Here is a 23,316-nt window from a genome sequence, read left to right as displayed (position 1 = left end):
CGGGTGGAAGCCCACGTACTGGACGTACGTGGGCTTTCGCCCGGTGCGGCGAGAGTGCGTGCCTGGCGTTGCGGGGCAGACGGGAATGTGACGACAGGCCCTAGGCGGCCTCGCTCGTCTCCCGCTCCTCCGCCAGGAAGTCCGCCAGGACCGGCGCCAGGACGTGCGGGGCCACCTCGTGCGTCTGACCCGTCAGGGTCCGGTGGCGGGCGCGGGGGAGCACCGCCGTCAGCGCGCGGGCCGCGCGGCGCGCCCACGCCGGACTCGCACCCCCGTCGACGACCAGCACGCGCGCGTGGACCCCGGCGAGACGCCGCTCCGGCAGCGTCCCGTCACCGAGGAGGGCATGGTCGTACGCGAGGGTCGACGCCGACGCGTCCCCACCCGGCCACGCCTCCGCCGGCACGCCCCACTCCGCGAGGAACACGTCGAGGGCCGCGCCCGGCTGCCCCCGCCCGAGCAGCTCCGCGGCCCGGCCGTGCCGCGCCGCGGCCTCCGCCGAGTACGGCGGCTCGTACACCGACACCGGCCCGGCCGAGAGCCCGGCGGCCACCGCGGCGAGCGCCAGGGCGCCGCCCGTGCCCGCCCCGTACAGCGCCGCGCCGCTCCCCGCCTCCGCGGTCACCGCCGCCAGGTCCTCGATCTCCCGCTCCACCGCGTACGGCCCGGTGTCGCCGCTCCCGCCGCGCCCCCGCCGGTCGTAGGCCACGACCGGGAAGCGGCGGGCGAGGAGCTTGGCGAGGGGCCGCTCGCTCGCGGCCGTGCCCAGGGCCCCGCTCACCACGACCAGCGGCGGCCCGGCCCCGTCCCCGTGCCTCTCGTACGCGATCGTCGTCCCGTCCCGCGACGTGACCCGTCCCCCGACCCTGCCCAGCGTGGTCTTCACCTCGTCCATGGCAGTGCAGACCGGGGCCGTCCCCGGAACTCATCGCCGCACGGCGGGAATTCCCGAAGAATCTTCGAAGCCGCTGGTCACCCCCTACGGTGGAGCGCATGAACATCTGCGTTTTCCTCTCCGCCGCCGACCTCGACGACCGCTACACGGTCCCCGCCCGTGACTTCGCCGAGCGCCTCGGCAAGGCCGGCCACACCCTCGTGTGGGGCGGCTCCGACGCGGGTCTCATGGGGGTCGTCGCGGACGGCGTCCAGGAGGCGGGCGGCAGGCTCGTCGGCGTCTCCGTCGACTTCCTCCAGCACAAGGCCCACCCGAGCACGGACGAGATGGTCGTCGCCCGGGACCTGGCCGAGCGCAAGGCGCTCCTCCTGGCGAAGTCCGACGCGATCGTGATCATGGCCGGCGGCATCGGCACCCTCGACGAGGCCACCGAGATCCTGGAGCTGAAGAAGCACGGCAAGCACACCAAGCCCGTGGTCCTGCTCAACACGGCGGGCTTCTACGACGGTCTGAAGATCCAGCTCCGCCGCATGGCGGACGAGAACTTCCTCCCGGTCCCGCTCACCGACCTCGTCTTCTTCGCGGAGGACGGCCCGACGGCCCTGGCGTACCTGGAGGAGAGCCTGGGGGAGAGCGCGGGCCCCCGCTGATGGGAGCATGGCTCCCATGGCTACACATGTGATCACCGGAGCCGGTTCCGGCATCGGCGCGGCCGTCGCGCGCCGCCTCCACGCGCGCGGGGACGAACTCGTGCTGCACGCGCGCGACGCGGGGCGGGCCAAGGAGCTCGCCGCACAGTTCCCGGGCGCCCGGACGCTCGTCGGGGACCTGGCCGACCCGGACCGGCTGTCCTGGGCCTTCTCGCACCAGACCATGCCCGAGCGGGTGGACAGCCTGCTGCACATCGCGGGCGTCGTCGACCTCGGTCCGGTCGGGGACCTCACCCCGAAGACCTGGCACCACCAGCTCAACGTCAACCTGATCGCCCCGGCCGAGCTGACCCGGCACCTCCTGCCCCAGCTGCGGGTCTCCCAGGGCCACGTCGTCTTCGTGAACTCGGGCGCCGGGCTCGCCGCCCACGCCGAGTGGAGCGCGTACGCCGCCTCCAAGCACGGCCTCAAGGCCCTCGCGGACTCGCTGCGCCACGAGGAGCACGCCAACGGCGTGCGGGTCACCTCCGTCTACCCGGGCCGCACCGCGAGCCCCATGCAGGCGAAGGTGCACCAGCAGGAGGGCAAGGAGTACGACGCGTCGAAGTGGATCGACCCGGAGTCGGTCGCGACGGCGGTCCTCACCGCGATCGACCTGCCGCGCGACGCCGAGATCAACGACCTGACCGTCCGTCCGGGGCGGTAGACGTGAGCGACACAGGCGCCACAGACGACTCGGACAAGGGCGGTACGCGGTTCTTCGGCCCCGCCACCGGCGTCGGGTCCATGCCCGGAGGCGACGCCCGCGAGGCCGCGAAGACGGTCACCGGCTCCTTCGAGGACTTCCCCTTCCTGGCGGAGCTGCCCGCCCGCGGGCCCGGCGCCGACATGATCGGCCGGACCATCGGGATGCTCGTCGACCTCTACGCGCACGTCGAGCCGAGCGGCTGGCGGATCAGCGACCGGCCCGGCCGGGACACCAAGCGGGCACGGTCCTGGCTCGGCGAGGACCTGGACGCCCTGGAGGAGTTCACCCAGGGGTACGAGGGCCCGCTCAAGGTCCAGGCTGTCGGCCCGTGGACGCTCGCCGCGGCCCTGGAGCTGCGCGGCGGCGAGGCGGCCGTCGGCGACGCGGGCGCCTGCCGCGACCTGGTCGGCTCCCTCGCGGAGGGGCTCCGTACCCACCTCGCGGAGCTGGCCAAGCGCGTCCCCGGGGCCCGGATCGTCCTCCAGCTCGACGAGCCCTCGCTCACGGCGGTCCTGCGCGGACACGTCCGTACCGCCAGCGGCTACCGCACCTACCGGGCCGTCGACCGGCAGGTCGTGGAGAGCGCCCTGCGGGACGTGATCGCGGCCCACGACGGGCCGGTGATCGTCCACTCCTGCGCCCCCGACGTCCCCTTCGCGCTGCTGCGCAGGGCCGGCGTCGCCGGGGTCTCGTTCGACTTCGGGCTCCTCACCGAACGTGACGAGGAGTCGATCGGCGAGGCCGTGGAGGCGGGCACGAAGCTCTTCACCGGTGTGGTGCCGTCCACCGACGGCCCGTTGTCGGACCCGGGCGGTAGCGTCATGGGTGTCAGGACGCTGTGGCGCAGGCTGGGGCTGAATCCGGGGACTCTCGCGGAGTCCGTGGTCGTCACCCCCACGTGCGGGCTCGCGGGCGCTTCGCCCGCCTATGCCCGCGCGGCCCTCGCCCACTGCGCCCGGGCGGCGAGATCGCTCGCGGACAACCCAGAGTGACCGGGTTTCGAGGCACGGGAGGACGGACGAAGGTGGCAGTCGAACAGGGGGCCCTGCCCGCCGAGGCACGGGAGAAGCACGCCGACCTGGCGGAGCGGATCGAGGAGCACCGCTTCCGGTACTACGTGAAGGACCAGCCGGTCATCAGCGACGGCGAGTTCGACAAGCTCCTGCGCTCGCTGGAGGCGCTGGAGGAGGAGTACCCCGAGCTGCGGACGCCCGACTCTCCGACCCAGAAGGTCGCCGGGCAGTACGAGACGGACTTCACCTCCGTCGAGCACCGGGAGCGCATGCTCTCCCTCGACAACGCCTTCGACGACGAGGAGCTCGCCACCTGGGCCGAGCGGGTCGCGCGGGACGTCGGCACCCCCGACTTCCACTACCTGTGCGAGCTCAAGGTCGACGGCCTCGCCGTGAACCTCACGTACGAGCACGGGCGGCTGACCCGCGCCGCGACCCGCGGCGACGGCCGCACCGGCGAGGACATCACGCCCAACGTCCGGACGATCGCCGACATCCCCGACCGGCTGCGCGGCGACCGCGTCCCGGAGCTCGTCGAGATCCGCGGCGAGGTCTACTTCCCGATGGAGGGCTTCGAGGGGCTCAACGCCCGCCTGGTCGAGGCGGGGGACAAGCCCTTCGCCAACCCGCGTAACGCGGCCGCAGGTTCGCTCCGCCAGAAGGACCCCAAGGTCACCGCCTCCCGCCCGCTCCACATGGTGGTGCACGGCATCGGCGCCCGCGAGGGCTTCGACATCTCCCGGCTGTCGGAGACGTACGAGCTGCTGCACGAGTGGGGCCTGCCGACCGCCGGGCACAACCGCGTGGTCGACTCGCTCGAAGGCGTGCGGGAGTTCATCGCGTACTTCGGCGAGAACCGCCACTCCGTCGAGCACGAGATCGACGGGGTCGTCGTCAAGCTCGACGAGATCCCGCTCCAGGGCCGGCTCGGCTCCACGGCGCGCGCCCCCCGCTGGGCCATCGCCTGGAAGTACGCGCCGGAGGAGGTCAACACCAGGCTGGTCGACATCAAGGTCGGCGTCGGCCGCACCGGCCGCGTCACGCCGTACGCGCAGGTGGAGCCGGTGACCGTGGCCGGCTCCGAGGTCGAGTTCGCCACCCTCCACAACCAGGAGGTGGTGAAGGCCAAGGGCGTGCTGATCGGCGACACGGTCGTGCTGCGCAAGGCCGGTGACGTGATCCCCGAGATCCTCGGGCCCGTCGCCGACCTGCGGGACGGCACCGAGCGGGAGTTCGTGATGCCCGCCGAGTGCCCGGAGTGCGGGACGCCGCTGAAGGCGATGAAGGAGGGCGACATCGACCTCCGCTGTCCGAACGCGCGGACCTGCCCGGCCCAGCTGCGCGAGCGGCTGTTCTTCCTCGCCGGGCGGCAGTGCCTGGACATCGAGAACTTCGGCGCGGTCGCCGCGGCGGCGCTGACCCGCCCCCTGGAGCCGGCGGAGCCGCCGCTCGCGGACGAGGGCGACCTCTTCGACCTCACCATCGAGCAGCTGCTGCCGATCAAGGCGTACGTCCTGGACCCGGACAGCGGGCTGCCCAGGCGGGACCCGAAGACCGGCGAGGAGAAGATCGTCACGGTCTTCGCCAACCAGAAGGGCGAGCCGAAGAAGAACGCCCTGGCGATGCTGGAGAACATCGCGGCGGCCAAGGCACGTCCGCTCGCCCGCTTCATCAACGGCCTGTCGATCCGGCACGTGGGGCCCGTCGCGGCCGAGGCGCTGGCCCGTGAGTTCCGCTCCCTGGAGCGGATCGAGCAGGCGAGCGAGGAGGAGCTGGCGGCCGTCGACGGCGTCGGCGGGATCATCGCGACCGCGGTGAAGCAGTGGTTCGCCGAGGAGTGGCACCGCGAGATCGTGCGGAAGTGGCGCGCCGCCGGAGTGTCGCTGGAGGACGAGGGCGCGGGGGAGGACGTGGGACCGCGTCCGCTGGAAGGTCTCACGGTCGTGGTGACCGGCACCCTGGAGAAGTTCACCAGGGATGGCGCAAAAGAGTCCCTCCAGACCCTCGGAGCGAAGGTCACGGGTTCCGTTTCAAAGAAGACCGCCTTTGTGGTCGTCGGCGAAAACCCTGGTTCGAAGTACGACAAGGCGATGCAGCTGAAGGTTCCGGTTCTGGACGAGGAAGGCTTCTCGGTCCTGCTCGAACAAGGTCCCGAAGCCGCTCGCGAGGCCGCGGTACCGGTCGCCGAGTAGCCTCCGCCGTCCCCGCGAAAGGTCACCCGTTCGGCGCATACCAGATCGTTACGGGTGGCCGGGTCGCATTCGGGCAAGAGAGGGAGAGCGCTGCCCGTCGGAGCCCTCGGCGGCCTACTGTGGTGACCGTGCGTCCTGTCCCGCATGTCCGCGCGAGGGCTGCCGGTCGTACGCGCCAGGACGAACGGCCCAGTGGCATGAGGAACGGCCGCCCGGTGGCGGCCGCATGACGGACGGCCCGACGACGGACGGCCGCGCGAGCGCGGCCCATCGCACACCGACGGCACCGCCGCCTGTGAGAGGGACGGGAATGGAACCGACCGAGAGCGTCGCCCCGGCCCCACGGCCGTACGGCCGTGTGGTCCCCACGGGCCGCACCTCCCGGCTGCCCGCAGCCGTGGTGGGCATCGCCGCCGTCGTACTCGTCGCCGGCCTCCAGCGGGCCCTGACCACCGGACACGGACTCTTCCCCGGCGGAGCCGCGGGCTGGTCCCTCGCCGTCCTCACCGGCCTCATCGTCGGCCACCTGGTCGCGCTCGGCCGCGACCGCTGGTGGGGCGGCACGGGCTCCGGCGCCGCTCTCACCCTCGCCGTGCTCCTGCTGTACGGCTGGGTGCCCGCCGGACTCGTCTCGCTGACCGTCGTCGCCCTCGTCGGCGCCGCCCGCCGGCATCGCTGGCGGCAGGGCCTGCTGCACGGCGCCGCCGACGTCCTCGGGGTCGGCGCCGCCGCCCTCGTCCTCGCCGTCTTCGGAGACGTACCGACCGTCGAGGAGCCCTGGCAGCCCCTCGACTGGACCATCGGGGACCTCCCGGAAGTCGTCCTCGCCGCGGCGGCCTACCTCGTGGTGACCCGGATCCTGCTGTGGTACACGCTCGCGCCGCAGGGCCGCGGCCTGCCCACCATCGCCCGCACCGCCCTCCTCCGGCAGGGCCTCGTCGCCGTCGCCCTGCTCGGCATCGCCCCGCTCATCTGCGTCGTCGCCGCCACTCGGCCCGTGCTCCTGCCCCTCTTCGCCGTCCCCCTCATCGCCCTCGACTCCACCCTCTGGATCGCCCGGGCCCGCGCCGAGGAACAGCTGCGCGACCCCCTGACCGGACTCCCCAACCGCCAGTGGCTCCTGGAGCGGGCCTGGACCGCCCTGGAGGAGGCCGAGGGCGAAGGCGCCCGCGCGGCCCTCGTCCTGATCGACCTCGACCGCTTCCGGTCGGTCAACGACACCCTCGGACACCTCGCGGGCGACCGGCTGCTCCTCCAGATCGCGGAACGGCTCCGCCTCGCCCTGCCCTACGGCGCCGAGGCCGCCCGGCTCGGCGGCGACGAGTTCGCCGTCCTGCTGCCCACCGCCGACTCCACCACCAGCGCCCAGCGCGTCGCCCGCCACCTCGTCGCCGAACTCTCCTCCCCGCTCGACCTCGACGGACTCACCCTCGTCCTGGAGGCCAGCGCGGGCGTCGCCGTCTTCCCCGACCACGCCCTCGACGCCGAAGGCCTGCTGCGCCGCGCCGACGTCGCCATGTATCAGGCCAAGCGCGACCGCACCGGCGTCGAGGTCTACGAGTCCAAGCGCGACTCCAACACCCCCGACCGGCTCGGCCTGCTCGGCGACCTGCGCCGCGCCCTCGACGCGGGCGAGGTCGAACTCCACTACCAGCCCAAGGTCCGCTTCGACGGCCAGGTCGCCGGCCTGGAGGCGCTCGTCCGCTGGGTCCACCCGGAGCGCGGGAAGGTTCCGCCGGACGAGTTCATCGCCATCGCCGAGTCCTCCGGCCTGATGCCCCACCTCACCGAGTACGTCCTGGAGACCGCGCTCGCCCAGGTCGCCCGCTGGCGCACCCAGGGCCTCAACGTCCCGGTCGCCGTCAACGTCTCGCCGCGCGACGTCCACACCCCCGGCTTCGCGGGCGCCGTCGCCGCCCGGCTCGCCCGCCACGGCGTCCCGGCCGGCGCCCTCCAACTGGAGATAACCGAGCACGTGCTCCTGGAGGATCCCCAGCGGGCCGCCGACACGCTCAACGGCCTCACCGGCCACGGCGTCAAGATGTCCCTCGACGACTTCGGCACCGGCTACTCCTCCCTGGTCCACCTGCGGCGGCTGCCCGTCAGCGAACTGAAGATCGACCGCTCCTTCGTCGCCCGGCTCGCCGTCGACACCGAGGACGCCGAGATCGTCCGCTGCACCCTCGACCTCGCCCACTCCCTCGGCCTCCTCGTCGTCGCCGAGGGCGTCGAGGACGACGAGACCTGGGAGCGCCTCCGCGACCTGGGCTGCGACGCGGTCCAGGGCTGGCTGGTCGCCGCCGCGATGCCGCCCGCCGAGGCGACCGCCTGGCTCCTGGCCCGAGGCGAGCACGGCTGGCGCCGCCCCGCCGACATCGCCGCGGAGGTCGCTCTCGACCAGCCCGGCCAGGTCGTCCCCTAGGGGGCGTCTTGCCGATCAGGCCGGGCTCGATCGACAAGACACCCCCTAGGGCCTGTCCGGCGGATCAGGGTCGGACAGGCCCTAGAAGCGTCCCGCCCCGGGCCGACCGTTTCACGGGGAGCGGCACCGGCCCCATAGGATGGACCAAACCATCAAGCTCACCCCGTGAGGAACCGCATGCCTGGCATCACGCGCGAGGAGGTCGCCCACCTCGCCCGGCTGGCGCGTCTGGAGCTGAAGGGCGAAGAACTCGATCACTTCGCCGGCCAGCTCGACGACATCATCGGCGCGGTCGCCCGCGTCTCCGAGGTCGCCGACCAAGACGTACCTCCGACCTCCCACCCGCTGCCGCTGACCAATGTCATGCGCGCGGACGAGGTCCGTCCGTCGCTCACCCCCGAGCAGGCGCTCTCCGGCGCCCCGGCCCAGGAGCAGCAGCGTTTCAAGGTGCCGCAGATCCTGGGGGAGGACTAAGAAGTCATGACGGACAACATCATCATCAAGCTCACCGCCGCCGAGATCGCCGGGAAGATCGCCGCAGGCGAGCTCACCGCAGTCGAGGTGACCGAGGCCCACCTCGCCCGCATCGAGGCCGTCGACGAGAAGGTCCACGCCTTCCTGCACGTCGACCGCGAGGGCGCTCTCGCGCAGGCGCGCGCCGTCGACGAGAAGCGCGCCCGTGGCGAGAAGCTCGGCCCGCTGGCCGGCGTCCCGCTCGCGCTCAAGGACATCTTCACCACCGTCGGCATGCCGACCACCGTGGGCTCGAAGATCCTCGAGGGCTGGATCCCGCCGTACGACGCGACCCTGGTGAAGAACCTCAAGGCCGCCGACGTCGTCATCCTCGGCAAGACCAACATGGACGAGTTCGCGATGGGCTCCTCCACGGAGAACAGCGCCTACGGCCCGACCGGCAACCCCTGGGACCTGACCCGGATCCCCGGCGGCTCCGGCGGTGGCTCCTCGGCCGCCCTCGCCGCGTACGAGGCCCCGCTCGCCATCGGCACGGACACCGGCGGCTCCATCCGCCAGCCCGCCGCCGTCACCGGCACCGTCGGCGTCAAGCCGACCTACGGCGGCGTCTCCCGCTTCGGCATGGTGGCCTTCTCCTCCTCCCTCGACCAGGGCGGCCCCTGCGCCCGTACGGTCCTGGACGCGGCCCTCCTGCACGAGGCGATCGCCGGGCACGACCCGCTCGACTCGACCTCCATCGACGCCCCGGTCCCGCCGGTCGTCGAGGCCGCCCGGAACGGCTCGGTCGCCGGCATGCGCGTCGGCGTCGTCAAGCAGTTCCGCGGCGAGGGCTACCAGGCCGGTGTCGTGCAGCGCTTCGACGAGTCCGTCGAGCTGCTCAAGTCGCTGGGCGCCGAGATCGTCGAGCTGGACTGCCCGACCTTCGACCTCGCCCTGTCGGCGTACTACCTGATCGCGCCGTCCGAGTGCTCCTCGAACCTGGCCCGCTTCGACGCCATGCGCTACGGCCTGCGGGTCGGCGACGACGGCACGCGGTCCGCCGAGGACGTCACCGCTCTCACCCGTGAGGCCGGCTTCGGCGACGAGGTCAAGCGCCGCATCATCCTCGGTACGTACGCGCTGAGCTCCGGCTACTACGACGCGTACTACGGCTCGGCCCAGAAGGTCCGGACCCTCATCACCCGCGAGTTCGAGAAGGCCTTCGAGGAGGTGGACGTGATCGTCTCCCCGACGACCCCCACCACCGCCTTCCCGATCGGCGAGCGCGCCGACGACCCGATGGCGATGTACCTCGCGGACCTGTGCACCATCCCGACCAACCTGGCCGGCAACGCCGCGATGTCGCTGCCCTGCGGCCTCGCGCCCGAGGACGGTCTGCCGGTCGGCCTGCAGATCATCGCTCCCGCCATGAAGGACGACCGGCTGTACAAGGTCGGCGCCGCCGTCGAGGCCGCCTTCGTGGAAAAGTGGGGGCACCCGCTGCTTGAGGAGGCTCCGTCGCTGTGAGTGCCATGGCAAAGAAGGCCAAGAACTTCAAGAAGTCGAAGACCGGCGTCTACGTCTCGCTGGCGACCACCGCGTTCGGTGCCATCAGCGTCGCGAAGCAGGCCAAGATGGCCCGCAACGACAACGACATGCTGCGGCTGATCGACTCCGCCGTGTCCGCCGCCGCCATCGTTACCGGCCTGGCGATCCTCTACCGGGAGCTCAAGCGCCTGGGCGACGACGACGTCCTGCTGGGCTGAGAGGGAAAGTCTCACCGTGACTGTCACTGAACTGCTGTCGTACGACGCGGCCCTCGCGGCGTTCGACCCCGTCATGGGCCTGGAGGTCCATGTCGAGCTCGGCACCAGGACGAAGATGTTCTGCGGCTGCTCGACCGAGCTCGGCGCGGAGCCGAACTCGCAGACCTGCCCGACCTGCCTCGGCCTGCCCGGCTCGCTGCCGGTGGTCAACGCGATCGGCGTCGAGTCCGCCATCAAGATCGGCCTCGCGCTGAACTGCGAGATCGCCGAGTGGTGCCGCTTCGCCCGGAAGAACTACTTCTATCCGGACATGCCGAAGAACTTCCAGACCTCCCAGTACGACGAGCCGATCGCCTTCAACGGCTACCTGGACGTCCAGCTGGAGGACGGCGAGATCTTCCGCGTGGAGATCGAGCGCGCCCACATGGAGGAGGACACCGGCAAGTCCACCCACATCGGTGGCGCGACCGGCCGCATCCACGGCGCCTCGCACTCGCTGCTCGACTACAACCGCGCCGGCATCCCGCTCATCGAGATCGTCACCAAGCCGATCGAGGGCGCCGGCGAGCGGGCCCCCGAGGTCGCCAAGGCGTACGTCGCCGAGCTGCGCGAGCTGATCCGTGCCCTGGGCGTCTCCGAGGCGCGCATGGACAAGGGCCAGATGCGCTGCGACGTGAACCTGTCGCTGCGCCCGAACGGCACCAAGACCTTCGGCACCCGCTCGGAGACGAAGAACGTCAACTCGCTCCGTTCGGTGGAGCGTGCGGCGCGCTTCGAGATCCAGCGCCACGCGGCCGTGCTCACCTCCGGTGGCACGATCATCCAGGAGACCCGTCACTTCCACGAGGACGACGGCTCCACCACCTCCGGCCGCATCAAGGACAACGCCGAGGACTACCGGTACTTCCCGGAGCCCGACCTGGTGCCGGTGGCCCCCGCCCGCGAGTGGGTCGAGGAGCTCCGCAAGGGCCTCCCCGAGCTGCCGCGCGTGCGCCGCAACCGGCTGCGTGAGGAGTGGGGCGTGTCCGAGCTGGACATGCAGTCCATCCTCAACGCGGGCGCGGTCGACTCGATCGTCGCCACGATCGAGGCGGGCGCGGACTCGGCCTCGGCCCGCAAGTGGTGGATGGGCGAGCTCGCCCGCAACGCCAACGAGCAGGGCGTCGCGCTGGAGGAGCTGGCGATCACCCCGTCGGACGTGGCCCGGGTCTCCGCCCTGGTCTCCGCCGGTGATCTGAACGACAAGCTGGCCCGTCAGGTCATCGAGGGCGTCCTCGCCGGCGAGGGCACCCCGGACGAGGTCGTCGAGAAGCGCGGTCTGAAGGTCGTCTCCGACGACGGCGCGCTCGGCACGGCGGTCGACGAGGCCATCGCGGGCAACGCGGGCATCGCCGACAAGATCCGCGGCGGCAAGGTCGCCGCGGTCGGCGCCCTCGTGGGCGCGGTCATGAAGGCCACCCGCGGCCAGGCGGACGCGGCGAAGGTCAAGGACCTGATCCTGGAGAAGCTGGGCGTCAGCGAGGGCTGATCCCCTTCTCGTACGGCTCAAGGGGGCGGCCCCGCACCGGACTTCCGGTGCGGGGCCGCCCTCGTCGTACGGCGTCTCGTCCCTCCCTCCGGACGGTGAGACGGCAGCGTCCCCGGCCGGGCGGCGACCGCCCGGCCGGGGACACCCCTTGGGAGGGTCAGGGGGCCGGAGTCGTGCCCGCCTCCTCCGCCCCGCCGGCGGTGGCCGGCTCGGCGGACTCGGCGGCGGGCGACCCGGCGCGTTCGGCTGCGGGGGCGGCGGCCGGGGCCGGAATCTCCACCCGCGGGCCGTGGGCGTCGTCCTTGCCCAGACCGTTGAAGACCAGGTTGAGGACGATGGCCGCGGTGGCGCCGAGGGTCACACCGCTGTTGAGCAGCGAGGAGAGGTCGGCGTCCATGTGCTCGTCGAAGTAGAGCGGCACGGTGGCGGGGAAGAGCGCGAAGGCCAGCGAGACGCCGACGACCAGTGCGTTCTTCTCCTCCTTCAGGTCCACCTTGGCCAGGGTCTGGATACCGGCCAGGGCGACCATGCCGAACATCACCGTGGCGGCGCCGCCGAGCACGCCGTGGGGCACGGCGGCGACGATCGCGGCGGCCTTGGGCAGCAGACCCAGGACGATCATGAACACACCCGCGGCGACGACCACGAAGCGGCTCTTGACCTTGGTCATCCGGACCAGGCCGACGTTCTCGGCGAAGGCCACGTACGGGAAGGAGTTCAGCACACCGCCGAGGGCGGTGGCGGCGCCGTCGGCGCGCAGGGCGCGGGCCACGGTCTCGCTGTCGACGTCCTTGCCGACGATGTCGCCGACGGCGTACGTGTCCCCGGTGGTCTCCACCATGGTGATCAGCATGACGATGAGCATCAGCACGATCGGGAACCACTCGAACTTCGGGGCGCCGAAGTGGAACGGGGTGGTGACACCGACCCAGTCGGCCGTGGAGACACCGCCGAACTCGACGTCGCCGAGCAGGGCGGCCACGACGGTGCCGCCGACCAGACCGAGCAGGATGCCGATGCTGCGCAGGAACGGTCCGCCGAACTTCATCAGGGCGAGGATGAAGAGCATCGTGCCGCCGGCGTAGGCGAGCTGGGTGGGTACACCGCCGTCACCGACCGTGGTGGCGCCGCCGACCGCGTCCCGGAGGCCGACCGGGATGAGGACGATGCCGAGCACCGTGATCACCGTGCCGGTGACCACCGGCGGGAACAGCCGCATGACGGCCCGGAACGCCTTGGGGGGCAGCCAGGCGAAGGCGAACGTCGCGATGCCGGCGGTGATGACGGCACCGTAGATGACGAGCAGCGCGGCGGTGCCCCCGCCCGCGCCGAGGCCGATGGCGATCATCGGCGAGACCGCGGTGAAGGTGACGCCCTGGATCAGCGGCAGCCGGGCGCCGACCCGGCCGATGCCCCACGCCTGGATGATCGAGGCGATACCGCAGGTGAAGAGGTCCGCGTTGATCAGGTAGACGAGCTGTTCGGGGCTCAGCTTCAGTGCGCTGCCGACGATGATCGGGACGATCACAGCACCGGCGTAGAACGCGAGTACGTGCTGGAATCCGTACAGCGCGAGCTTGGGGAGGGGGAGCACCTCGTCGACCGGGTGCGAGCTCTGCTCTCCGTTGGCGGAAAGCCGGGCGGCGACACGTGCCATCTCTGCCTTGCCCTTCAAGGAGGTAGGTGACTGAGAGGGAATGAGTGAGATCTGGTTGTCCCTGCTCGGAGTGGGTCGTCATCCCGTTGATCCGCCAGGGTTGTCCGTGCGTTCACGTCATCGAAGTCGCGCGGTGTTTCCGGCGCACTCCGGTCGTGTGTCCGGAATTGAACGCCTGTGGGGAGCACCACAGATATCGTCGACTGCCACAAACTGTTGAGCCCCTGGGTGGGGCAGGTACGGAGAATCGTCCACTGGCGGCCGGTCGTGCAAGGCGTGTATGGCGAGGGAGCGTTGAAGGTCGCCTTCCGCTCCTTTCCCCCTGCGCATGCGCGAACGCGCCCCGGGGCCGCGCCTCTGGTGTGCGGAGATGTGGGCGGCGAGGGTTTCGGTCGGCGAACGAGGCACAGGTGCGGCGGTGTCCAGCAGGTGGACTCCTCGTGGCCGGACGGCTGCATTCCCTCTGTCCGGGAAGTGCCTTGCGGCCACGGCGAATCCGGATCGTTACCCGCCGACGGTCCCGGTAGGGGCCGGGCAGGTCGTCCGGGACGTTCATCGTCGGGACGCGGTCGGGCCTCCTCCCGGCCACCCGGCGTCACTACCGTCCCCGCCGTACTGATCCTCATGGCTCGAAGGCGAACCATGGGACGTCGACTGGAGGTCGGGACCGTGACACCGGAGATTTCGCGCAGAAGGCTGCTCGCACTCGGCGGAGGCGCGTTCGGCGTCGCCGCGGCCGGCTCGTTGCTGCCGCCGTCCCTGCAGGCCGCGATGGCCGCGGAGCCCCCGGCCGGCGGGATGGGGGCGGTCCGGCACGTGGTGATCCTCATGCAGGAGAACCGTTCCTTCGACCACTACTTCGGCACCCTCCGCGGTGTCCGCGGCTTCGGCGACCGCAACGCCATCGAGCTGCCCTCCGGAAAGCCGGTATTCGAGCAGCCCGCCGCGCCCGGCAGGACCGTGCTGCCCTTCCCGATCCGCGGCGCCGCAGAGACGCAGCAGAAGGACCTCCAGTACATCGGCGACCTCGACCACTCCTGGAGCGGCGGCGGCAAGGCCTGGCGCGGCGGCTGGATGGACGGCTGGGTCTCGGCCAAGACCGCCGCCACCATGGCGTACTACGACCGGCGCGACATCCCCCTGCACTACGAGCTCGCCGACACGTTCACCATCTGCGACGCCTACCACTCGTCCATCCACACCTCGACGAGCCCGAACCGCAACCACCTCTGGTCCGGCTGGACCGGCTTCGAGGCCGACGGCACCCGCGCCGTCACCAACGCCGCCTACGCCGAGGGCACCCACCCCGGCTACGGCTGGCCCACCTACGCCGAGCGGCTCGAAGCCGCCGGGCGGAGCTGGAAGACGTACACGGAGTGGGAGAACTTCACCGACAACAACATCGAGTTCTTCACCACCTTCAAGAAGATCGCCCGGAAAGCCCTCGCGCCCACCGGCGGCCACACCTTCATGGAGTCCTTCTACGCCGCCGTCCGCGACACCGAGGACCTCACCGAGCGGAACCGCCTGCTCGGCCTCCTGGAGGAGGGCGTCGCGACGCTCACCGAGGCCGAGCGCTCCCTCTTCGAGCGCGGACTGCGCCGCGTCGAGAGCGGCACCCTCGCCGACGCCTTCCGCGCCGACATCGCCGCCGGCACCCTCCCCGAGGTCTCCTACCTCGTGCCCTCCGCGATCGACTCCGAGCATCCCGGCTCCTCCTCGCCGATCGCCTCCGCGAGCCTCGTCTACAAGGTGCTCGACGCCCTCGGCTCGCACCCGGACGTCTGGCGCCACACCGTCGTCCTGATCAACTACGACGAGAACGACGGCTTCTTCGACCACGTGCCGCCGCCGGTCCCGCCGGCCGAGAACACGGACGAGCGCTGGAAGGGCCAGCCCACCGGGCTCGGCATCCGCGTCCCGCTGCTCGTGGTCTCCCCCTGGTCCGTCGGCGGCTACGTCTGCTCCGAGACCTTCGACCACACCTCAGTGATCCGCTTCCTGGAGAAGCTGACCGGCATCGCCGAGCCCAACATCACGCCCTGGCGCCGGGCCGTCACCGGCGACCTCACCTCCGCCTTCGACTTCAAGCGCGGCCGCCGGCAGCCGCCCGTCGAGCAGCCCGGCCCGATCCCGCCGTTCACCGGCCGCTGGCGGCCGCAGCCCCCGACCGTCCAGCAGATGCCCGTCCAGGAGCCCGGCGCCCGCCCGGCCCGCCCCCTGCCGTACCAGCCGGACGCCTCCGCGACCGTCGCGCCCGGGGCCGTGACCGTGGCCCTGCGCAACACCGGCAGGGCGAGCGCGCACTTCGCCCTCTATCCGTACGCGGGCGAGTTCGCCGTCCCGCAGCACCGGGACGTCAAGGGGGCGGGGGAGTGGACCGTCCCCGTCACGGGTGATCGCTACCGCTTCACGATCACCGGCCCGAACGGCTTCCGCCGCGAGTTCGAGGGCCCCGCGGCAGGCGGCGCCGAGCTCGCCACGCGCCTCGACCACCATGACCGTGACCTGCACCTCACCGTGCGGAACACGGGCACGGCCCCGCTCGTCTTCACCGTCCGGCCGCTCGGATACGTCGACGAGCGCGACCTCGCCGACTGGACCCGCACGGTCGGGGTGAAGCCCGGGAAGACCCGTACGGTCGTGCACTCGGCCGCCGACGCGCACGGCTGGTACGACGTCGAGGTCACCGCGCCCGGTGGCTTCCGCCGCCGCCTCATGGGCCACATCGAGAACGGGCGTCCCAGCGTCTCCGGATGACCCCACCGTCTCCGGGCGGTTCCACTCCGTGCGCGGGGGTCAGGACCTCGGTCCCGAACCCCCGCGCACCGCTGTGAGCATCGACACGAAAGGGGCAAACGATCACGTTTGGCTGCAAGAGTGGGCGCAATTAGGTCATGCGTTCTTCTCGGGCTGTTCCCGTGCAAGATCCACGAACCACCCAGGGAGCACGTCCTTTGGCAGCCATCGCCCGATGGTGCATCCGGCACCGTCTCGTCGTCGTCGTCCTCTGGCTTCTCGCGCTCGTCGGCGTCGGCACCGGTGCGGTTCTCGCCGGCAGCGCCTACTCCAACGACTACGAGGTCCCCGGCACCGAATCGGGCCGGGCCACCGCCCTCCTCGACCAGGGCTTCCAGGGCCTCGGCGGCGACAGCGACACCATCGTCTGGCACACCGAGCAGGGCAGCGTCCGCGCCGACGCCGTCGAGCAGCGCACGACCGCGATGCTCGACAAGGTCGCCGAGCTCCCCGGGATCGCCGCCGTCACCTCCCCGTACGGGGCCACGCCCGGCCAGATCAGCGAGGACGGGCACACCGCCTACGCCACCGTCACCTTCGACGCGCAGGCCGACGACATCCCCGAGGCCCAGGCCAAGGCCCTCGTCGACACCGCGAAGGCCGTCGCCTCCGACGACCTCCAGGTCGAGCTCGGCGGCACCGCCGTCGCCCTCACCGAGGCCCCCGGCGGCCACATCGCCGAGATCGTCGGCGTCGCCGTCGCGGCCGTCGTCCTCTTCCTCGCCTTCGGCTCGCTCGCCGCCTCCGTGCTCCCCATCGCGACCGCGCTGGTCAGCGTCGGCATCGCGTACTCCGGGATCGTCCTGCTCGGCCATCTGATGACCGTCGCCGACTTCGCGCCCATGCTGGGCATGCTCGTCGGCCTCGGCGTCGGCATCGACTACGCGCTCTTCATCGTCACCCGGCACCGGAAGGGCCTGAAACGCGGCCTCCCCGTATCCGAGGCCGCCGAGATCGCCGTCGCCACCACCGGCCGCGCCGTCGTCTTCGCCGGAGCCACCGTCTGCATCGCGCTGCTCGGCATGCTGATCCTCCGGCTCAGCTTCCTCAACGGCGTCGCCATCGCCGCCTCCCTCACCGTCGTGCTCACGGTCGCCGCCTCCGTCACCCTGCTGCCCGCACTGCTCTCCCTCATCGGCATGCGCGCCCTCTCCCGGCGCGAGCGGCGGGCCCTCGCCGAGCGCGGGCCGCAGCTGGAGCTCCCCACCGGCTTCGCCGCCCGCTGGTCCGCCTTCGTCGAGCGCCACCCCAAGCTCCTCGGGGCCGTCGCCGCCGTCGTCATGGCCGTCCTCGCGCTGCCCACGCTCTCGCTCCACCTCGGCACCTCCGACCAGGGCAACGGTCCGGCCACCGCGACCACCCGGCAGGCGTACGACCTGATCGCCGAGGGCTTCGGGCCCGGCGTCAACGGCCCCCTCACCCTCGTCGCCGGGCTCGACGGCGCCGACGACCGGGTCGCCCTCGACCAGCTGCCGGCCGCGCTCTCCGCCACCCGCGGGGTCGCGTCCGTCTCCCCGGTCACCTACAACAGCTCCGGCGACACCGCCGTCCTCACCGTCGTCCCCGACTCCTCGCCCCAGTCCAAGGCGACCAGCGAGCTCGTGGACCGGCTCCGCCAGGACGTCCTCCCGAAGACCGAGGCCGGCACCTCCCTGGACGTGCACGTCGGCGGCGTCACCGCCTCCTACGACGACTTCGCCGAGATCATCGTCGGCAAGCTGCCGCTCTTCGTGGGCGTCGTCATCGCGCTCGGCTGCCTGCTGCTCCTGCTCGCCTTCCGCTCGATCGGCATCCCGCTCAAGGCCGCCGCCATGAACGTCGCCGCAGTCGCCGCGGCCTTCGGCATCGTCGTGGCGATCTTCCAGTGGGGCTGGGGGAGCGAGCTGCTCGGCCTCGGCAGCGCGGGACCGATCGAACCCTTCCTCCCCGTGATCATGGTCTCCGTCCTCTTCGGGCTCTCCATGGACTACCAGGTCTTCCTGGTCAGCCGGATGTACGAGGAGTGGCTGGAGACCGGGGACAACCGGCGGGCGGTACGGGTCGGCCTCGCCGAGACCAGCCGGGTGATCAACTCCGCGGCCGTCATCATGATCGCGGTCTTCCTCGCCTTCGTCCTCTCCGGTGACCGGGTCATCGCGATGTTCGGCATCGCGCTCGCCGCGGCCGTCGCCCTCGACGCCTTCGTCCTGCGCACCCTCCTCGTCCCCGCCCTCATGCACATGCTCGGCGGCGCGAACTGGTGGCTGCCGAAGCGGCTCGACCGGATCCTGCCCCGGATCAGCATCGAACCGCCCGAGAGCCGCGCCGCCGCGGACGCCCGTGCGAAGATCCCGGGGCAACGTGTGACGGCTTCGACGGTCGAGGAGAACGACGATGTTCGCGATATCGCTGGGTGACGACGGCGCCGAGCTGCGGCCCCTGGAGCCCTGGCAGGCGGAGGAGTTCCTCGCCCACATGGACCGGGGCCGGGAGTTCGTCGGAGAGCACATCGCGCTCCCGGACTTCGTCGCGGACCTCGACTCCGCCCGCTCATTCCTCCGCTCGTACGCCGAGAAGGCCGCGAACGACGCCGGACGCATCTACGGCATCTGGACCGAGGGCACGCTCGTCGGCGGCGTCCTCTTCCGGACCATGGACGTGCCGAACGGGATCGCCGAGGCCGGCTGCTGGCTGGAGCCCTCCTCCGCCGGGAAGGGCCTGATCACCCGGGCCTGCCGGGTCATCATCGACTGGGCGGTCGAGGAGCGCGGCATCCACCGCGTGGAGTGGCACGCCTCCTCGAAGAACGGGCCGAGCATCGCCGTCGCCCGCCGCCTCGGCATGACGAAGGAGGGCGTGCTGCGCGAGAACTACCCGCACCGCGGCACCCGCACCGACACCGAGGTCTGGGCCGTCCTCGCCCCCGAGTGGCGTGCGGCGAAAGAGCGGTCGGCGTCTTAAGGCCGTTCTCATGTGGGCCGCCTAGCGTGCGCCGCATGGACATCACGAAGACCGACGAGAAGACCGCCGAGACGGCGCCCGAGCCGAAGACCGAGGCCTCCTCGGAGGTCGAGGCGGCCACCGAGGCCACCACCGAGGCCACCGCGGAGACCACCGCGGAGCCGGACGCGCTGGACAAGCCGGACGCCCGGGCCGCCGCGGCCGAGCCGCGCGACGACGCCTCGGACGACGACGAGCCGGGCGACGACGACCTGGCCGACGACGAGTTCCTGGCCGAGGCGCCCGTCGGCACCGGCGTCGGCGCCGGCGGCGCGGCCGTCGTCTCCGCCGCCCTCGGCGCCGTGGCGCTCACCGGCACCTGGACGGGCAAGGTCGTCTCCGAGCGCGAGACGCTCATCGGACAGATCACCAGCCAGTCCGGCCCCCCGGCCCAGCAGATCTCCGAGATCTACGGCGACGCCTGGCACAGCACCGCCCTGGTCAACGGCGTCTTCTCGCTGCTGGCGCTGGTCACGGCCGTCCTCGTCCTGGTCCTCGCCCGCCCCGAGCGCCCCGTCTGGGTCCGGGCGGTCGCCCTCGGCGGCGCCGTCCTGGGCGGCCTCGGGCTGCTCCTGTCGGTCGGTACCTACTTCGACCTCTTCCTGAGCCTGCCCACCACCGGGTCCTGAGCGGGGTACCCGGGCGGCCTAAGGACCCCCTGAGGTACGCCTAAGGCCCCCCGTACGCCGAACATGCGGCACTCGCCCGATGTGACGGGACCCCCTGGGAATCGAGAGTAGAGGCATCGCAAGGAGCGATACCGAAACCCGAAGCCACCAGGGAGCACCCGATGTTCGCGTACGAACTCCACCGCATCAACCACGCCCAGCTCGTCCGCGAGGCCGCCGCCCAGCGCCTCGGCCACGAGGCCGCCGTCGCCAAGGGTCTGCGCCTCTTCGGTCGCCGGCACGGTGGCCACGGCACGGAGGGGCGGGTGACCGGCGGCGACCGGGGCCGCTTCGTCCGGGCCGCGTGACCCCCGTATGAGCGACCGTACGGATGGTTGTGCGATGCTCGGCGCCGTGGAGACCAGGTCAGTCAGCCCCGTCTTCGTCGGCCGCGCCGGCGAACTCACCGCCCTCGCCGAGGCGCTCTCCCGCGCGACCGCGGGAGAGCCCCAGGCGCTGCTCGTCGGCGGTGAGGCGGGGGTCGGCAAGACCCGCCTCATCGAGGAGTTCCTCGACGAGGCCTGCGACCGCGGTGCCGTCGTCGCCCTCGGCGGCTGCGTGGAACTCGGCGCCGACGGCCTGCCCTTCGCGCCCTTCGCCACCGCCCTGCGCTCGCTCCACCGCCGGCTGCCCGACGAACTGACCGCCGCCGCCGACGGCCAGGAGGGCGAACTCGCCCGGCTCCTGCCCGAACTGGGCGACCCCGGCAGCCACGAGCCCTCCGACGAGGACGCCACCGCCCGCCTCTTCGAACTCACCGTGCGACTCCTGGAGCGGCTCGCCGCCGACCGCACGATCGTGCTCGTCCTCGAAGACCTGCACTGGGCCGACACCTCCACCCGACACCTGCTCACCTACCTCCTCCGCACCCTGCGCCGCGGCCGGATCGTGATCGTCGCCAGCTACCGCGCCGACGACATCCACCGCCGCCACCCGCTGCGCCCCCTCCTCGCCGAACTCGACCGGCTCCGCAGCATCCGCCGCATCGAGCTCTCCCGCTTCACCCGCACCGAGGTGCACCGCCAGCTCACCGGCATCCTCGCCGCCGAACCCGCCCCCGGGCTCGTCGAGGAGGTCTTCGAACGCTCCGACGGCAACGCCTTCTTCGTCGAGGAGCTCGTCGTCTCCCACGAGGCCGGCTGCGCCCCCGGCCAGCTCAGCGACTCCCTGCGCGACCTCCTGCTCGTCCGGGTCGAGGCGCTCACCGAGGACGCCCAGCGGGTCGCCCGGATCGTCGCCGAGGGCGGCTCCACCGTCGAGCACGGTCTGCTCGCCGCCGTCGCACGGCTCACCGAGGACGAACTCATCGCGGCGCTGCGGGCCTGTGTCGGCGCCAACATCCTGCTCGCCGTCCCCGACGGCGACGGCTACCGCTTCCGCCACTCCCTCGTCCGCGAGGCCGTGAGCGACGACCTGCTCCCCGGCGAACGCTCCCGCCTCAACCGGCGCTACGCCGAGGCCCTGGAGGCCGACCCCTCGCTCGTCCGGCCCGACGAGCGGGCCACCCGCCTCGCCACGTACTGGTACCACGCGCACGACCCGGCCAAGGCTCTCCCGGCCGTCCTCCGCGCCTCCGTCGCCACCCGCAAGCGCTACGCGTACGCCGAGCAGCTCCGCCTCCTGGAGCGGGCCCTGGAGCTCTGGGACGAGGCGCCCGCCGAGATCCGCAGCGCGCTCCGGCCCATGGACTACGCCGAGGCCTACCCACCCTGCGGCTGCGACCCCGAGACCACCCCGCTCCGCTATCTCGACCTCCTCGCCGAGGCCGCCGTCGCCGCCCGGCTCAGCGGCGAACGCGAACGCGCCCTCAAGATCGGCAAGATGGCGCTGCGCCTCCTCGGGAGCGAGGAGGAGAACGACCCGCTCCGCGCCGCCTGGTTCTGGACGGAGAAGGCCCGCCTCCAGTCCAACCTCGGCCGCGGCGACGGCTGGGAGGAGATCGCCCGCGCCCAGGAGCTCGTCAAGGGCCTCCCGCCGTCGGCCGTCCACGCCACCGTCCTCGTCGGCGCCGCCGGCTGGGGCATGCTCCGCAACCCCGGCCCCGAGGCCCTCGCCGCCGCCGAACGCGCCGTCGCGTACGCCCGGCACGTCAAGGCCGAGTCGATCGAGCTCAACGCCCGCCTCACCCACGGCACCATCATGGTCGCCGCCGGCGACGTCGAGGCCGGTCTCGCCGAGATGCACGAGGTACGGGAACGGAAGACGGCCCTCGGCCAGTTCAACGAGGTCTCGCGCGCCCACACCAACATCTCCTCCTCCCTGGAGTCCCTCGGCCGCTCCCGCGAGGCCGTCGAGATCGCCGACGCCGGCATCCGGCTCGCCCGCTCCTACGGACTCGTCGACAGCGTCGGCTGGATCGAGGGCAACCGGGCCGAGTCGCTCTTCTCCCTGGGCCGCTGGGACGAGGCCCGGGAGGCCGCCGAGGAGCTCCTCCGCTCGGCGACCAGCACCAAGCCCCGCGCCTCGGCCTCGCTCCGCCTCGCCCAGCTCGCCGCCGCCCGGGGTGAACTGGACGATGCCCGCCGCCACCTCGCCGACGCCCGCGCGGTCTACGGCAACCGCGACCCGATCCCGCAGTACACCCTGCCCATGGCGCAGGTCGCGATCTCCGTCGCCGCCGCCGAAGGGCGCCTCGCGGACGTCCGCGCCCAGCTCGCCGACGCCCAGAAGGGCGGATTCCCGCCCGGCACCCCCCGCTACGGCTGGCCGCTCGTCCTCACCGCCGCCGCGGCGGAGGCCGACAGCCGGGGACTGCCCGCCGCCGACGAGGGCCGCGCCGAGGCCCTCGCCCTCATCCGCCGCTGTGTCCGCGACCTCGCCGCCCCGGCCCCCGTCTGGGCCGCGCACTCCCTCCAGGTGTCCCAGGAGCTCGCCCGGGCCGAGGGCAGCGAGTCCGCCACCCGCTGGGCCGAGGTCGTCGCCGCCTACGAGCCGCTGGACCGCCCCGCCCACCTCGCCCGCGCCCGCCACCGCCATGCCGACGCCCTGCTCGTCGAGGGCGGCCGCCGGGAGGAGGCCACGGCCCTGCTCCGCGAGGCCCACGCCACCGCGCTCCGCCTCGGTGACCGCCCGCTCCGCGAGGACGTGGAACTCCTCGCCGCCCGCGCCCGCCTCTCCCTGGCGCCGGAGAAGCAGCTCCCGGCGCCCGCGGAGCCCGGCGACGACGGCTTCGGCCTGACCCCGCGCGAGCAGGACGTCCTGCGCCTGGTCGCGGCCGGCCGCACCAACCGGCAGATCGCCGAGGAGCTCTTCATCTCACCGAAGACGGCGAGCGTCCACGTCTCCAACATCCTCGCCAAGCTCGGCGTCTCCGGCCGGGGCGAGGCCGCCGCCCTCGCCCACCGCCTCCACCTCCTCCACACGGCCCTCTGACCCCGGCTGCGGAATCCGTATCATCACGCGGCCCGAGGTGAGGTCTATCGGGCCGCGTCCCGGGTCCGCGTCCCCCGGATCCTCCCGGGTGAGGGCCTGTCGGCGCAGCTCGTCCTCGGCGTGCCGGCGCCCCGGTGCGAAGACCTCCGCGATCGGATCGAACACGGTCACCGC

Annotated in this window: 18 protein-coding genes; 15 read left to right on the top strand and 3 right to left on the bottom strand. The window is 72.4% G+C overall.

The genetic code is table 11. The features are described 5' to 3' along the window. Positions 1–100: 100 nt before the first annotated feature. Positions 101–895: an alpha/beta fold hydrolase gene (locus tag IE124_RS32095; protein WP_189513197.1), complete on the bottom strand. Its 795-nt coding sequence runs from the start codon at positions 893–895 to the stop codon at positions 101–103. 98 nt (positions 896–993) lie between these two features. Here IE124_RS32095 and IE124_RS32090 point away from each other — a divergent pair, with 98 nt between their 5' ends. The 9 genes from IE124_RS32090 to gatB all read left to right on the top strand — a co-directional run bounded on the left by IE124_RS32090 (position 994) and on the right by gatB (position 11,667). Further along, positions 994–1,545: an LOG family protein gene (locus IE124_RS32090; protein WP_189513195.1), complete on the top strand. Its 552-nt coding sequence runs from the start codon at positions 994–996 to the stop codon at positions 1,543–1,545. A gap of 7 nt (positions 1,546–1,552) precedes the next feature. Next, positions 1,553–2,251, top strand: coding sequence for an SDR family oxidoreductase (locus tag IE124_RS32085; RefSeq protein ID WP_189513193.1), 699 nt, complete (start codon positions 1,553–1,555; stop codon positions 2,249–2,251). A 2-nt stretch (positions 2,252–2,253) separates the two neighbouring features. After that, the gene (locus tag IE124_RS32080) at positions 2,254–3,285 is read left to right on the top strand and encodes a methionine synthase (RefSeq protein WP_189513191.1); all 1,032 of its coding nucleotides are present in this window, start codon (positions 2,254–2,256) and stop codon (positions 3,283–3,285) included. A 32-nt stretch (positions 3,286–3,317) separates the two neighbouring features. After that, on the top strand, positions 3,318–5,498 hold the full coding sequence (gene ligA / locus IE124_RS32075) for an NAD-dependent DNA ligase LigA (protein ID WP_189513189.1): 2,181 nt from the start codon (positions 3,318–3,320) through the stop codon (positions 5,496–5,498). Between the two features lie 310 nt (positions 5,499–5,808). Then, positions 5,809–7,920: a putative bifunctional diguanylate cyclase/phosphodiesterase gene (locus IE124_RS32070; RefSeq protein ID WP_189513187.1), complete on the top strand. Its 2,112-nt coding sequence runs from the start codon at positions 5,809–5,811 to the stop codon at positions 7,918–7,920. A 177-nt stretch (positions 7,921–8,097) separates the two neighbouring features. Then, complete coding sequence (gatC, locus tag IE124_RS32065) at positions 8,098–8,394, top strand: Asp-tRNA(Asn)/Glu-tRNA(Gln) amidotransferase subunit GatC (protein ID WP_015036350.1); 297 nt, start codon at positions 8,098–8,100, stop codon at positions 8,392–8,394. A gap of 6 nt (positions 8,395–8,400) precedes the next feature. Next, on the top strand, positions 8,401–9,900 hold the full coding sequence (gene gatA / locus IE124_RS32060; protein WP_150265818.1) for an Asp-tRNA(Asn)/Glu-tRNA(Gln) amidotransferase subunit GatA: 1,500 nt from the start codon (positions 8,401–8,403) through the stop codon (positions 9,898–9,900). Positions 9,901–9,905: 5 nt separating this feature from the next. Beyond that, on the top strand, positions 9,906–10,139 hold the full coding sequence (locus IE124_RS32055) for a hypothetical protein (protein WP_189513203.1): 234 nt from the start codon (positions 9,906–9,908) through the stop codon (positions 10,137–10,139). Positions 10,140–10,155: 16 nt separating this feature from the next. Further along, a complete protein-coding gene (gatB, locus tag IE124_RS32050) occupies positions 10,156–11,667 on the top strand; it encodes an Asp-tRNA(Asn)/Glu-tRNA(Gln) amidotransferase subunit GatB (protein WP_189513185.1) in 1,512 nt (503 codons plus the stop codon). A gap of 157 nt (positions 11,668–11,824) precedes the next feature. On the opposite strand, the gene IE124_RS32045 is transcribed toward gatB, so the two are convergent. Beyond that, positions 11,825–13,324 carry a nucleobase:cation symporter-2 family protein gene (locus IE124_RS32045; RefSeq protein ID WP_189513183.1) on the bottom strand — a complete coding sequence of 500 codons (1,500 nt, stop codon included), beginning with the start codon at positions 13,322–13,324 and terminating at the stop codon, positions 11,825–11,827. A 669-nt stretch (positions 13,325–13,993) separates the two neighbouring features. On the opposite strand from IE124_RS32045, the gene IE124_RS32040 reads away from it, so the two are divergent. From IE124_RS32040 to IE124_RS32015, 6 genes are all read left to right on the top strand, one after another. Continuing rightward, positions 13,994–16,084: a phosphocholine-specific phospholipase C gene (locus tag IE124_RS32040; RefSeq protein ID WP_189513181.1), complete on the top strand. Its 2,091-nt coding sequence runs from the start codon at positions 13,994–13,996 to the stop codon at positions 16,082–16,084. Positions 16,085–16,281: 197 nt separating this feature from the next. Next, on the top strand, positions 16,282–18,519 hold the full coding sequence (locus tag IE124_RS32035) for an MMPL family transporter (RefSeq protein ID WP_189513179.1): 2,238 nt from the start codon (positions 16,282–16,284) through the stop codon (positions 18,517–18,519). Further along, positions 18,497–19,063: a GNAT family N-acetyltransferase gene (locus tag IE124_RS32030; RefSeq protein ID WP_189513177.1), complete on the top strand. Its 567-nt coding sequence runs from the start codon at positions 18,497–18,499 to the stop codon at positions 19,061–19,063. Before IE124_RS32035 ends, IE124_RS32030 begins: the two co-directional genes overlap by 23 nt. Positions 19,064–19,098: 35 nt before the next feature. Continuing rightward, positions 19,099–19,731: a hypothetical protein gene (locus tag IE124_RS32025; protein WP_189513175.1), complete on the top strand. Its 633-nt coding sequence runs from the start codon at positions 19,099–19,101 to the stop codon at positions 19,729–19,731. A 161-nt stretch (positions 19,732–19,892) separates the two neighbouring features. Further along, positions 19,893–20,078, top strand: coding sequence for a hypothetical protein (locus tag IE124_RS32020; protein ID WP_189513173.1), 186 nt, complete (start codon positions 19,893–19,895; stop codon positions 20,076–20,078). A gap of 7 nt (positions 20,079–20,085) precedes the next feature. Further along, positions 20,086–23,142, top strand: coding sequence for a helix-turn-helix transcriptional regulator (locus tag IE124_RS32015; RefSeq protein WP_306432453.1), 3,057 nt, complete (start codon positions 20,086–20,088; stop codon positions 23,140–23,142). On the opposite strand, the gene IE124_RS35140 is transcribed toward IE124_RS32015, so the two are convergent. Continuing rightward, positions 23,026–23,307 carry a DUF6191 domain-containing protein gene (locus IE124_RS35140; RefSeq protein ID WP_229833080.1) on the bottom strand — a complete coding sequence of 94 codons (282 nt, stop codon included), beginning with the start codon at positions 23,305–23,307 and terminating at the stop codon, positions 23,026–23,028. The genes IE124_RS32015 and IE124_RS35140 overlap by 117 nt on opposite strands. Positions 23,308–23,316: the final 9 nt, after the last annotated feature.

It is taken from the genome of Streptomyces narbonensis (genome assembly GCF_014649015.1).
Taxonomy (GTDB): domain Bacteria; phylum Actinomycetota; class Actinomycetes; order Streptomycetales; family Streptomycetaceae; genus Streptomyces; species Streptomyces narbonensis.
The sequence above is the reverse complement of the archived record's forward strand: the minus strand, read 5'-3'. Positions and strand labels throughout refer to the sequence as shown.

Excerpts from the sequence above, each read along its gene's own strand:
- IE124_RS32095 (WP_189513197.1), bottom strand. The coding sequence starts at position 895 with ATGGACGAGGTGAAGACCACGCTGGGCAGGGTCGGGGGACGGGTCACG.
- IE124_RS32090 (WP_189513195.1), top strand. The coding sequence starts at position 994 with ATGAACATCTGCGTTTTCCTCTCCGCCGCCGACCTCGACGACCGCTAC.
- IE124_RS32085 (WP_189513193.1), top strand. The coding sequence starts at position 1,553 with ATGGCTCCCATGGCTACACATGTGATCACCGGAGCCGGTTCCGGCATC.
- IE124_RS32070 (WP_189513187.1), top strand. The coding sequence starts at position 5,809 with ATGGAACCGACCGAGAGCGTCGCCCCGGCCCCACGGCCGTACGGCCGT.
- gatC (WP_015036350.1), top strand. The coding sequence starts at position 8,098 with ATGCCTGGCATCACGCGCGAGGAGGTCGCCCACCTCGCCCGGCTGGCG.
- gatA (WP_150265818.1), top strand. The coding sequence starts at position 8,401 with ATGACGGACAACATCATCATCAAGCTCACCGCCGCCGAGATCGCCGGG.
- IE124_RS32055 (WP_189513203.1), top strand. The coding sequence starts at position 9,906 with ATGGCAAAGAAGGCCAAGAACTTCAAGAAGTCGAAGACCGGCGTCTAC.
- IE124_RS32045 (WP_189513183.1), bottom strand. The coding sequence starts at position 13,324 with ATGGCACGTGTCGCCGCCCGGCTTTCCGCCAACGGAGAGCAGAGCTCG.
- IE124_RS32030 (WP_189513177.1), top strand. The coding sequence starts at position 18,497 with ATGTTCGCGATATCGCTGGGTGACGACGGCGCCGAGCTGCGGCCCCTG.
- IE124_RS32025 (WP_189513175.1), top strand. The coding sequence starts at position 19,099 with ATGGACATCACGAAGACCGACGAGAAGACCGCCGAGACGGCGCCCGAG.
- IE124_RS32020 (WP_189513173.1), top strand. The coding sequence starts at position 19,893 with ATGTTCGCGTACGAACTCCACCGCATCAACCACGCCCAGCTCGTCCGC.
- IE124_RS32015 (WP_306432453.1), top strand. The coding sequence starts at position 20,086 with ATGAGCGACCGTACGGATGGTTGTGCGATGCTCGGCGCCGTGGAGACC.